Source organism: Bacillus sp. EKM202B, from assembly GCF_011066025.1.
GTDB lineage: Bacteria > Bacillota > Bacilli > Bacillales > Bacillaceae_G > Bacillus_A > Bacillus_A toyonensis.
Genome location: NZ_JAAMNK010000011.1, coordinates 129,482 through 141,426 on the forward strand (window position 1 = coordinate 129,482; position 11,945 = coordinate 141,426).

Consider the following 11,945-nt stretch of genomic DNA (forward strand, 5'->3'; position numbering starts at 1 on the left):
AGCTCACAATTGTATTTCTTTTTTATATAAAACGTAAGAATATAAATTCGTTATAATAACAGCAACTACTATAATCCCCAGCATCATATAAGATCTCCAATCAGCCGGAGCGAAAACACTTATAATCATAATAATTCCTAAAGCCACAAATACTTTTCCACTAAATCGATGTGTTTTCCGCCACACTTCTTCATTACTTAACGTCCATGGATTACGCATCCCGACAAAAAAGTTTGGCTTACACTGTGGTAAATAATTACCCATTACTAAAAATAAAACACCCACTAATAATTCTGGAACCCGATTAATAAATAAGTTATATCCTAATCCACTTGTAATAATATCTATATTCCCTACAAATAGTAGCAGGAGTACCCCATTATTCATCATCATAAAAGCTTTAGAAAATTTCTCATAATTTGCTTTTCTTGGATCAATCTTAGGTATCACATTTAGAAATATATATAATGCAATCATAATTCCGACCATAGAAATCATTCCGTAAAATTTAGACGAATAGCCATCTACCTTACCGCCGCTCCAATGTGTCGCAATTGTATCCGGCAAATGTGGCCAAGCAAACGCCCAAGCTAAACAAGTTGTAACAATTAATATAATTGCGAAAAGATGTTTTTTCATTTCCCCTCTTCCCCCTTATTTGTAAACGTAAACACCCAAGTCAACAAATCTTGAAAGACAGTTGTGTTTAAAGAGTACACAACGAATTGCCCTCTTTTTTCATCTTGAATAAGTTCAGCATTTTTAAGTGCACTTAAGTGGTGTGAAATACTTGGTTTCGTCATATTGAAATGTTCGGCAATTTCACCAGCGGTTAGATCACCTTCTTTTAATAAGTCTAAAATTTTTCGCCTTGTTGGATCTGCTAATGCTTTGAATGCTTGATTCAATGTCTTTCTTCCTTTCGATAATTAGACATTTAGATATTTATCTAAATGTTAAAATGATTTCAGTTAATTGTCAATAATATGTAAGGCCCTTTTTACTTTTTCCACTTTTAACCTACATTAATTACTTTATAGAGTAAAACTGTAAAGATGGAAGAAATACGAGGGATACAAAATAAAAGAAGCTCTTCTAACTAAAGGAAGAGCTTCTTTTATTTAAATTTTATCATTTTATTAACAAACGAAGAAATCCAAAAGATTATCAAACTTATAATAAAGGACATACCTACTATCGTTCCGAATTCATTTAACCAATAACTAATCATGCTTTCACACACCTAGTTTGGATTCTATTAACTATAATAAGAATTCATCCATTCTTTGTAGAGTCCTTTTGGACAGTTTTATGCGCCATGTCCACTGGAATTTTCGTTTTCCAAGTTCCTTCCGTTCCTCCAATTCTGTTAATATTAATATGGACAGATAAGAAGTCTGGGAATTTTTCACCTTCTAACGTTTCAAAAATCGCTACTCCCTCTGGTTTGTCGTGATTAGCGTATGCCGTTTCAAAGCTCTTTCCTGCTTCATCACTTAAGTAAAAAGTACTTGCCTCTGGTGCATCAGGATTACCAATACGATCTTTTTGATAATTATCGATATGAGTGTTACTAAGAAAATGCAAATATTGCACAGCATTAAATTTCTTATTTTCATAATGTGGACTCTCTACTTGTTTCCCGTCTTCTTTACCATCAGATTTAATATCAAGCCCAGTTGTATTAAATTCATATGGAACGAGCGAACCATCTTGTTGTTCAAAACGATAATAAACAAGTATTTTGGCATCTTGAATTAATATTTCTTTTATATGAAGAGTAATACCATTATCGACTATTTTTTCATTTAGCTGTATAGACTTTCCATCCGCAGCATCCTTTTTAACTTGATCATTAATCATGTCATTTAATTTTACTTCCGGCTTTACAAAATAAGAATTGTTTAACGCCATTGTACTCGTCGGTATAACGATAGCCGCTATTAAACCCGCTATTAATAATTTCTTTTTCGTTTTCTTTTTGCTATCTTTTTTATACATTTGACTAAAGGATTGATGAGCATGCTCTTTAACTTCTTTAGGGACCTCTTGTTTCATTGCTTTTTTAAATTCATTTGAAAACGACATTTGAATTAGATTCCTCCTCATCTATTTCTATACTAGACTGATTCCGAATTTTTTCTAACGCTCTGTGAATTCTAGACCTCACTGTACCTATAGGGATTTGTAATAGTTCTGCAATTTCTTCATACGTATAATCGTGGTAAAAGCGATACACGATTACTATTCTAAATTTAAATGGAAGTTCTTGTATCACCGTTAATAACTGCTCTTCTGTTTCTTTTCTTAATAATACTTTTTCGGGAACGTCTACAACTGGATCATCACGTAATTGTTGTTTTTCAAATAAGCGCATCCTCTTCCATATATTTTTTCTCCACTGACTAATCTGTTTGTAAACAATTCCATTCAACCAAAATAGAAACGGTCTAGATTGATCATATGTTGAAATAGATTTCCAAAGTTGAAAGTAAACTTCATTTACGATTTCATTTGTATCATGCCGATTTTTAACTATAGCGAAGACAGTTTCATATATTCTCTGACTCGTTAAATCAAATATAAATTCAAAAGCCTCCTCATCGCCTTTTAATAAACGTTCTATCCAGATATGTATATCTTCATTACTTGCCAAGTAGTGCCCCCTCCTTAACGATGTTCTCACTATATATTGGACAGTAAGCAAAATAAAGTTCCAAATTTCATAAAAAATATATTATTTTTTATGAAATTTCATCTATTTAAAAGGACAATACATTCAGTTATCCCTATAATACTTTTTACTTTTCTCACTTTTAACCTATACTGTTAACTAGCTTATATTTCAACATAATGAAAAGACGTGAAACACATGGTACACTATAGCTACAATTGTTTTTTTGAGGAGGAATATACATATGTATAAAATTTTAATCGTTGAAGACGATCCAAATATTTCATCATTACTGCAATCTCACATTCAAAAATACGGGTACGACGCTGTTGTTACTGAAAATTTTGATGATATTATGGAATCGTTTAACGCCGTGAAACCACACCTTGTTTTACTTGATGTGAACTTACCGAAATTCGATGGATTCTACTGGTGCCGTCAAATTCGTCATGAATCTACTTGTCCAATTATTTTCATTTCAGCGCGTGCTGGTGAGATGGAACAAATTATGGCGATTGAAAGCGGTGCGGATGATTATATTACGAAACCGTTCCACTACGACGTTGTAATGGCAAAAATTAAAGGTCAATTGCGCCGTATTTACGGTGACTATGCACCAAATATTTCTGAGCGTATCGTTGAAGTAGAAGGTTTAAAACTATTCCCTGAACGTCCAGAAATTCACTTCGGATCTGAACAAGTTCTTTTAACGAAGAAAGAAGCAATTTTAGCCGAAATGTTATTATCTAAATTCCCTCGTACAGCGAGCCGTGAAGATTTATTAGCTGCTCTTTGGGATGATGAGAGCTTCGTTGAGGAAAATACATTAAACGTAAACATCACGCGTCTTCGTAAAAAGTTCAATGAGCTTGGTATTGAAAATGCTATTGAAACAGTACGCGGACTTGGGTATCGTTTTAACGCAACTTGGAGTGAATAAGCATGAAGCTATTTTTACGTGATCATTTTACATTTTTTCTACTGTACGTATTAAACTTCGGTATCATTTTCGTTCTCTATGATGCAGTAGATGGATTTCAAAATAATAAGTTTTACTTCATCGTTTTAAGCTTATACTTATTTATTTGTTTCCTTGCTTATCGTTACGTTCGTAACCGTAGAATGTATCATAGATTAAGTGAGCAGCCAGAAAAAATGGAAGATGCGTTTATTGAAAGAGCAACCGCTCCGATGCCTCACGGTGTAAATGAACTCGTGCGTACGCAATACCGTCTCTTCCAAAAAGAACTACAATCGTATGAAGTAAAACAACAGGAACATCAATTATTCATTAACCATTGGGTACACCAAATGAAGACACCTGTTTCTGTTATGCAGCTTATGGTACTGGAAATGGAAGACGAACATTTAATTCCGAAATTCAAAAAAGAGTTAGAGCGTCTAAACCAAGGACTTGATATGGCTTTATACATGGCTAGGTTAAATAACTTCCATGAAGATTTCCATGTTGAGACGATTTCATTAAAAGATACGGTAACAAAAAATATTAATGGATTAAAAGAACTATTTATTCGTAATGGCGTCTTCCCTGTTTTAGAAGTACATTCTGATCTAAAAGTTGCTTCTGATGCGAAATGGCTAAAATTTATTATCTATCAGTTAATGACAAATGCAGTCCGTTACTCTGGTGAGCGTGGAAAGAAAGTGTTCTTATCCGCTTATCGAAATGGAAAAGACATTATTCTAGAAGTTCGCGATGAAGGCGTTGGTATTCCGCAAGAAGATATTCGAAGAGTATTTGAACCATTCTACACTGGGAAAAACGGTCGTACATTCGGAGAATCTACCGGTATGGGGCTTTATATTGTAAGTAAAATTTGTGATTATTTAGGTCACTCCGTCAAACTAGATTCTGAAGTTGGTAAAGGAACGACGATTAAAATCATCTTCCACAATGCTGCGAATAATCAAGCAGAGAATGTAGAGAAGGTGACTGAATCATGATCAGAACATATGCTAGCAAAATGTATGAGAACTCACTCTCATACATTTTTTGCAATAAAACTACATATTTCCCTGCTAACGGGAGGCACGTATTATGACATTTTGGCAATTTGCATTTAAAAATGTAACGCGCAACTCAAGAGCTTATTTTGCTTACTTTATAAGCAGTGCCTTTTCCATTGCTGTTTTCTTTTCGTTCGCTGTTTATTTGTTTCATCCGAAATTACAAAATCCCACTATGATCTCTGAAATTTCAGGATTAATGATTTTTTCAGAAGTTGTGATTGTTTTGTTCTCGTTCTTTTTTCTACTCTATTCAATCGGATCGTTTTTAAAAGTTCGTAAAAAGCAATTTGGTATTTTAACTATTTTAGGTATATCAAAAAAACAATTACATCGACTCGTTTTCACTGAAAATATGTTAATTGGTATTTTATCTATCTTTTTCGGTATGCAGTTTGGACTTGTCTTTTCGCAGTTTTTCTTATTAGTAACAGCGAAAATTACACATCTACCGGGGATATATTTATATCCCCCTACGAATGCTTTCATTTTAACAACGATTGTGTTTCTTGGTCTCTTTATCGCTGTATCTTCATTTACACCCATGCTAATTCGTACGAAAAAGACGGTAAACCTATTAAAAACGAATGGTAGGAAGCAAAAGGAAAGAAAACCATCCATATTTATCTCTCTATTTGGTGCTATCTGTTTATTAGGTGGTTATATTTTAGCTGCAAACCCTAAATATTTCTTCTCAATAAACACGCAAGTAGGCGTTATCTATATGGTTTCAAGTGTTTTTGTGATTCCAGCGCTTGTTACAATTGGGACATATTTTTTCTTTTCTCAAATTAGTTTCTTACTTATTTATATTTTAAAGAAAAGAAGAAAGTTTTATATGAAACGAATTAATATGCTTTGGATTTCGGATTTAGCAAGTCGTATTCGAACAAATATCAATATGCTTTTTATTGTAGCCATGCTTTCTACAATTGCTTTCACAATGATTACGTTCCTATATGGATTCGGAAAGTTTACAAAGCTAGATGTTGCGAGAACTTCACCTTTTCCATTTTCTTATTTTTCATATGACGCAAATCCTTTTGTTAACAAGCATTTAACTTGGCTTGAACAGCAGTTACAAAAAGAAAATTTCTCTTATAAAAAGATCAAAACTGATTTATATGAAACACCATTGAAAGAAGATGAAGGTATAACGACTTACAATGACATTTATGCAATGAAACAAAGTGACTATAATAAACTTGCAGCTTCCCTGCGAATGAAAGAACTATTCATGAGTGATAACGAAGCATATATCTTAAGCGGCGATGCTTATTTCACCTTATTCAGCCAATTTGAGCCAAGCTTCAATAGAAAATCCATTACACTTTCTAGCACAAATACGATATTACAAGTAAAGGGCTATGAACAAGCAGGGGCCATTCCCTCTGACTTTTCATATCAAACTTTAATTTTACCTGACGCTGTTGTAAACAACTTACCAAGTACAACAAAGCATGTAGCAGCGTACAATTATAACGTACAAAACTGGGAAAAGACGTATGAAATTGCTGATGATTTTATGAAAAGAATACAAAGAGATCGACAAGAATTCCAATACGAAGGACCCCTTGTACGCTCCTATGAATCAGCAGGCTCATTATATAGAATCACATCAGGAAGTGCCGCATACTTCCTAATCGGGACATTCTTAGGTGTCATTTTCTTTATTGGAGCTGGTAGCGTTCTTTACTTCAGAATGTATACAGATTTAACGAACGAACAAGAAAAATATGTAGCAATTTCAAAAATTGGTGTAACAGATGCAGAGATGAAAAGATCTGCAACCATTCAACTTAGCATTTTATTTTTTGTTCCGTACGTTATGGCGTCCATTCATACAATGTTCGCGACAAAAATGCTTCAAGACGTAATTGCTTTATCACTATTCAAAGAAATTTCAGCAGTTCTTATTATTTTTGGAGTAGTTGAATTCATCTTTTTCTTATTTATTCGTTCCTTTTACATGCAAAAGTTATCAGAGTATACGAATGGTTAAGTTTTATAAATATATTAGTACAGGAAAAGGATACCTCTTATATTCTTTTCCTCTTCACTCTATTAGGAGGTTTAGGTGAATGACTTTTTGGCAGTTTGCCTTTAAAAATGTAACAAGAAACGCCAGAGCTTATTTCGCCTATTTTGTAAGCAGTGCGTTTTCCATTGCTATTTTTTTCTCATTTGCAGTTTATTTATTTCATCCTAAATTGCATATGACAGACGTGAATTATGCTCTGAACATATTAATGACAATTTCAGAAGTTGTCATTGTGTTCTTTTCATTTTTCTTTTTACTCTATTCAATTGGTACATTTTTAAAGGTTCGTAAAAAACAATTTGGGATTTTAACAGTACTTGGTATATCTCAAAAACAATTAAAGCGACTCATATTTATAGAAAATATGCTGATTGGTGTTCTTTCTATATTTTTTGGTATTCAACTTGGACTTGTTTGTTCACAGTTCTTTTTACTAGTTACCGCCAAAATTACACATGTACCTGGTCTATATTTATATTGGCCGACAGGTGCTATCGTTTTAACTATAATAATCTTTCTTGGACTCTTCATTCTCGTATCATCTTTTACACCGATGCTAATCCGTACGAGAAAAGCTGTACGTCTTTTAAAAGAAGGAACAAAACAAAAAGAAAGAAAAGCATCCGTACTCATTTCTCTATTTGGTGCGATATGTTTAATATCTGGATATGTATTAGCAGCAAATCCTCTATATTTTATGTCGCTAGGCGACATCATTGGGCTTTTATATGCCGTCTCTAGTATATTTGTCATTCCATCGCTTATTGCAGCCGGAACATATTTTTTCTTTTCACAGATTAGTTTTTTACTTATTCGTATATTAAAAACACGAAGAAAGTTTTATATGAAACGAATTAATATGCTTTGGATTTCTGATTTAGCAACGCGCATTCGAACAAATATTAATATGCTATTTATAGTAGCAATGCTATCAACGCTCGCTTTTACAATGATTACATTCTTATATGGATTCGGGAAATTTACAAAGTTTGATGCGATTAGGCAAAACCCTTTCCCGTTTACGTATTTATCACATACTGAAAATACGTTAGCTGATGAACATTTAAACTGGTTAGAACAAAAATTTAATGAAGAGCACTTTACTTATACAAAATTTAAAACAGACATATATGAAGTATCTTCAGCTGAAGATAACGCGCAGCTCTATTATGCCATTAAACAAAGTGACTATAATGTACTTGCTAAGGCGTTAAATTGGGAGACTCTCTCGGTGAATAAGAATGAATCTTATATTCTTATGAAAGACTTAGACGATCAAGTTGTTGGAACAATTCATACTAAAGAAAAGAAAAATACTCTTACACTTGCTCAAAACAATTTACAACTACAAGTGAAAGAATATAAAAGTTATAACCCATTCCCAAACAGCTTAATATACCAATTGCTCATACTATCTGATGAAAATGTAGAAACATTATTCACCGTTTCAAAACAGATGAGTGTATATAACTTTAAAGTTAACGATTGGGAAGAAGCACATACTATCGGTTCAGCATTTATAACAAAAATTGATAACGACAATGCAGCTATTCAGGCAGAACATCCACCGTTTCATGCAAGTGAAGCAAGTGACTCTTTATACAACACGAAACTAAACGTTGCTTCATTCTTCTTAATCGGAACTTTTCTTGGTGTTATTTTCTTCATCGGTGCAGGCAGTGTTCTGTATTTCCGAATGTATACAGATTTAACAAATGAGCAAGAAAAGTATATAACGATTACAAAGATTGGATTAACAGCAGACGAAATGAAACAATCTGCTACAATCCAACTTGCGATTCTTTTCTTTGTCCCTTACATTATGGCATCCATCCATACGATGTTCGCGACAAAGATGCTACAAGAGATATTACATCTCTCGTTCTTCGCTGAAATTACAGTCGTACTTATGATTTTTGGAACGGTTGAAATTCTCTTTTTCCTTTTAATTCGTTCCTTTTATATGCAAAAATTATCACAACATATTAAGTTTTAAAAATAGAAAGGTGATTATTATGGAAGAAGTATTACACATAAAAAACGTCTCAAAAGTGTATGAAGGGAAAGTCCCTCATACCGCTTTAAAAAATATAAATTTACACGTGGATAAAGGTGAATTCGTCGCAATTATGGGGCCTTCTGGAAGTGGTAAATCTACGTTTTTAAACGTTATTTCTACAATTGATTCTCCTACTTCTGGAGAAGTCGTAATTAACGGCAAACAACCTCATACATTTCGTAGAGAAAAATTAGCAATTTTCCGCCGTCAAGAATTAGGATTTGTTTTCCAAAACTTTAACCTATTAGATACGTTAACGATTGGAGAAAATATCGTATTACCTTTAACGTTAGATAATGTTCCTTTAAAAGAAATGGACGAAAAGCTCGATAACATCTCAAAGAAACTTGGAATTGATCATATTTTGGACAAACGTATTTTTGAAGTTTCAGGAGGGCAAGCACAGCGTACTGCGGTAGCACGTGCTGTCATTCATCATCCGTCTCTTTTACTTGCGGATGAACCAACAGGAAACTTAGATTCAAAAGCAGCGATTGATGTAATGGAATTATTTACGAAATTAAACAAAGAAGAAGATGCAACGATTTTAATGGTTACGCATGATCCGTTTGCAGCAAGTTATTGTAACCGTGTTATTTTCATTAAAGATGGAGAGCTTTACAATGAACTGCATCGCGGATTGTATCGTGAGAAGTTTTATCAAGAAATATTAGATGTCCTAGCATTATTAGGAGGAAGACGTGGATGACATTTTGGCAATTCGCATTTAAAAATGTCTCGCGTAATTCTAAAGCATATTTCGCTTATTTTGTAAGTAGTGCTTTTTCTATTATGGTTTTCTTTTCATTTACTGTATATGCGTATCATCCGCGCTTACAAAGTGTACAAGGCTTTCAAGATCGGGATCCTCTAATGAACTTAGCTAGTACAGCACAGCTTGTGATTGTTATGTTCTCGTTCTTTTTTCTCTTATATTCAGTTGGAACATTTTTAAATGTACGGAAGCAGCAATTCGGGATACTCACCATTCTCGGTATCTCACAGAGACAATTAAAAAGACTGTTATTTACTGAAAATATGATAATCGGGATATTATCTATCTTTATCGGCATTCAAGGTGGACTTGTATTTTCTAACTTTTTCTTATTAGTCACTTCGAAATTAACAAGTGCAAAAGGTCTCTATTTATATTGGCCAACAGAAGCGATTATCGTTACAACCGTAACGTTTATCATTTTATTTTTAATTGTTTCTACGTTTACACCAATGTTTATTCGTACTCGAAAAACAACGCAGCTTATTAAGGGAGTTAACAAAAAGAAGAGCGAAAAAAAACCATCTATACTCATTTCACTATTTGCTTTAACTTGTTTAGGACTATGCTATTATATTGCCGGTTATCCGCAAGGCTACATAACGGAAAAAAATGTACAAAATGGGTCTGTATTCTTAATTATACTATCTATTTTACCGCTCGTAGTAGTTGGGACGTATTTGTTTTTTTCACAAACATTTCTTCTCTTTATCTATATTTTAAAGAAACGAAGAAAGTTTTATTTGAAACAAATAAATATGTTATGGATTTCAGATTTAGTTTCTCGTACCCGCAGTAATATTAATGTACTCTTTATCGTTTCTATGCTATCTGCACTTGCATTTACAATTATTATCGGGTTATTTGCTGCAAACAATCATACGAAAGCATCCATACTAGAACGATATCCAATACCATTCACCTATACATCAGAAGGTGTTAATGCATTTGAACAAAAGCATATTACTACGATTGAAACTGAACTTACAAATGCTAATTTTCAATATGACAAATATAAGTTTACCGTTTTAAAAGATACAGCTTCAAAAGAATTAATTTCCATTATGAAAATGAGTGATTATAACGCAATAGCAAAGCAATTAAACAGACCAGAAATCACTCTTGATTCTACACAAGTTTATAATATTTCTCGCTATTCACCAGCGTTATTAAATCTCGTGTCTAACCCATTTGCGAAGCAGGACACGATTACACTTGGCTCTAATAAAAAAGAATTTCAAATTAAAGGTTTTATTAATAGAGGAATTGAGCCTCCCTTTGCATTACCTCACTTAATTGTGATGCAAGATGAAGTAATTGAAAATATGATTCCTCATATTGAAACAATTACAGTTTATAACTACTTCGTGGAAAATTGGGAAAATGCAATTGTCCCAACAAAAAATATATTAAAAAGCTTAGATCATGATGCAGAAACCTTGTATGAAGCACATAAGGATGAAGAAGATTTCATTAAACCATTTCATATTTATACAGCTACGGATGAACTCGTTCATAGTAAAGGAAATGCGGTTGCTCAGTTCTTTATTTGGGCATTTCTCGGCTTTATTTTCTTTATCGGTGCGGCTAGTGTTTTATACTTCCGTATGTATAACGACTTAACGAATGAAAAACAAAAATACATTACGATTACAAAGCTTGGCTTAACTGAATCAGAAATGTTTCGCTCTGCAACGATTCAATTAGGAATTTTATTTTTCGTTCCTTACATCGTTGCTGGTGTTCACACGTTATTTGCGGTTAAGTTTTTACAAAGTATGTTTTCTTTTTCATTACTAAAAGAGACATGTATTGTACTCACCTTTTTCGGGATTATCGAGATCATTTTCTTCTTCTTAATCCGTTCTCTGTACATTAATAAATTATCACAACATATTAAAACGTGAATAAAATGGCCTTGTGCAATACGCACAAGGCCATTTTCAATAGTTTTTAATTAGCAGCAATATCCACCATAGCCGCCTGCATAACCGCCGTAACCACCATAACCACAACCGCCGCCTCCGCCGAAGCAGCTAGCACCGATGATAATTAATAAAATAAACAATACGATTAGAAGCGCAAAACCGCCGCCGCACCCATGTCTGCGGTTACAATCATCATGTCTGTGTTCACACTTTTCGCTCATTACTCTATTCCTCCTTTAGTATCATTCATAACAAGTTCACCTTGCTCTAAATGAGGGGATTCCATTTATAGTATGTTTTCAGGGCGAATAGGAAGCTTGGCTTACTTAAAAACGGGCTTGTTTTGGCAATTGGGCTTCATCATGGAGTGAACCCTGAGAATGAGACGATAAAAAACACCTCTCTAAATCGTAAGTATCAGTTATGATTTTAATGGAGGT

11 protein-coding genes are annotated in these 11,945 nt (G+C 33.5%); 6 read left to right on the forward strand and 5 right to left on the reverse strand.

Translation table 11 applies throughout. The features are described 5' to 3' along the window. Positions 1-3: 3 nt before the first annotated feature. The 4 genes from G9F74_RS15650 to G9F74_RS15665 form a co-directional block, all read right to left on the reverse strand. A complete protein-coding gene (locus tag G9F74_RS15650; protein WP_000716342.1) occupies positions 4-639 on the reverse strand; it encodes an SdpI family protein in 636 nt (211 codons plus the stop codon). Next, complete coding sequence (locus G9F74_RS15655) at positions 636-908, reverse strand: autorepressor SdpR family transcription factor (protein WP_001070532.1); 273 nt, start codon at positions 906-908, stop codon at positions 636-638. Before G9F74_RS15655 ends, G9F74_RS15650 begins: the two co-directional genes overlap by 4 nt. A gap of 367 nt (positions 909-1,275) precedes the next feature. Then, positions 1,276-2,088 (reverse strand): DUF4179 domain-containing protein, encoded by an 813-nt coding sequence (locus G9F74_RS15660; protein WP_016109250.1) that lies wholly within the window; start codon positions 2,086-2,088, stop codon positions 1,276-1,278. Further along, on the reverse strand, positions 2,072-2,656 hold the full coding sequence (locus G9F74_RS15665; RefSeq protein WP_000157855.1) for a sigma-70 family RNA polymerase sigma factor: 585 nt from the start codon (positions 2,654-2,656) through the stop codon (positions 2,072-2,074). Before G9F74_RS15665 ends, G9F74_RS15660 begins: the two co-directional genes overlap by 17 nt. 262 nt (positions 2,657-2,918) lie before the next feature. Here G9F74_RS15665 and G9F74_RS15670 point away from each other — a divergent pair, with 262 nt between their 5' ends. From G9F74_RS15670 to G9F74_RS15695, 6 genes are all read left to right on the forward strand, one after another. Beyond that, complete coding sequence (locus tag G9F74_RS15670; RefSeq protein ID WP_000276732.1) at positions 2,919-3,614, forward strand: response regulator transcription factor; 696 nt, start codon at positions 2,919-2,921, stop codon at positions 3,612-3,614. A gap of 2 nt (positions 3,615-3,616) precedes the next feature. Continuing rightward, positions 3,617-4,639: a sensor histidine kinase gene (locus G9F74_RS15675; RefSeq protein ID WP_000765359.1), complete on the forward strand. Its 1,023-nt coding sequence runs from the start codon at positions 3,617-3,619 to the stop codon at positions 4,637-4,639. 94 nt (positions 4,640-4,733) lie between these two features. Further along, positions 4,734-6,704: an FtsX-like permease family protein gene (locus G9F74_RS15680; protein WP_000145026.1), complete on the forward strand. Its 1,971-nt coding sequence runs from the start codon at positions 4,734-4,736 to the stop codon at positions 6,702-6,704. A 79-nt stretch (positions 6,705-6,783) separates the two neighbouring features. After that, complete coding sequence (locus G9F74_RS15685) at positions 6,784-8,739, forward strand: FtsX-like permease family protein (protein WP_016109251.1); 1,956 nt, start codon at positions 6,784-6,786, stop codon at positions 8,737-8,739. 19 nt (positions 8,740-8,758) lie between these two features. Then, positions 8,759-9,511: an ABC transporter ATP-binding protein gene (locus G9F74_RS15690; RefSeq protein WP_000393256.1), complete on the forward strand. Its 753-nt coding sequence runs from the start codon at positions 8,759-8,761 to the stop codon at positions 9,509-9,511. Beyond that, positions 9,508-11,484, forward strand: a complete 1,977-nt coding sequence (locus G9F74_RS15695) for an FtsX-like permease family protein (RefSeq protein WP_016109252.1) — start codon at positions 9,508-9,510, stop codon at positions 11,482-11,484. The genes G9F74_RS15690 and G9F74_RS15695 overlap by 4 nt, the downstream gene beginning before the upstream one ends. 50 nt (positions 11,485-11,534) lie before the next feature. Here the strand turns inward: G9F74_RS15695 and G9F74_RS15700 are convergent, their stop codons facing one another. Next, positions 11,535-11,726, reverse strand: a complete 192-nt coding sequence (locus G9F74_RS15700; RefSeq protein ID WP_001290392.1) for a YjcZ family sporulation protein — start codon at positions 11,724-11,726, stop codon at positions 11,535-11,537. Between the last annotated feature and the right edge of the window lie 219 nt (positions 11,727-11,945).

Coding starts and splice junctions, on each gene's coding strand:
- G9F74_RS15650 (WP_000716342.1), bottom strand. CDS start 639: ATGAAAAAACATCTTTTCGCAATTATATTAATTGTTACAACTTGTTTA.
- G9F74_RS15660 (WP_016109250.1), bottom strand. CDS start 2,088: ATGTCGTTTTCAAATGAATTTAAAAAAGCAATGAAACAAGAGGTCCCT.
- G9F74_RS15670 (WP_000276732.1), top strand. CDS start 2,919: ATGTATAAAATTTTAATCGTTGAAGACGATCCAAATATTTCATCATTA.
- G9F74_RS15675 (WP_000765359.1), top strand. CDS start 3,617: ATGAAGCTATTTTTACGTGATCATTTTACATTTTTTCTACTGTACGTA.
- G9F74_RS15680 (WP_000145026.1), top strand. CDS start 4,734: ATGACATTTTGGCAATTTGCATTTAAAAATGTAACGCGCAACTCAAGA.
- G9F74_RS15685 (WP_016109251.1), top strand. CDS start 6,784: ATGACTTTTTGGCAGTTTGCCTTTAAAAATGTAACAAGAAACGCCAGA.
- G9F74_RS15690 (WP_000393256.1), top strand. CDS start 8,759: ATGGAAGAAGTATTACACATAAAAAACGTCTCAAAAGTGTATGAAGGG.
- G9F74_RS15695 (WP_016109252.1), top strand. CDS start 9,508: ATGACATTTTGGCAATTCGCATTTAAAAATGTCTCGCGTAATTCTAAA.
- G9F74_RS15700 (WP_001290392.1), bottom strand. CDS start 11,726: ATGAGCGAAAAGTGTGAACACAGACATGATGATTGTAACCGCAGACAT.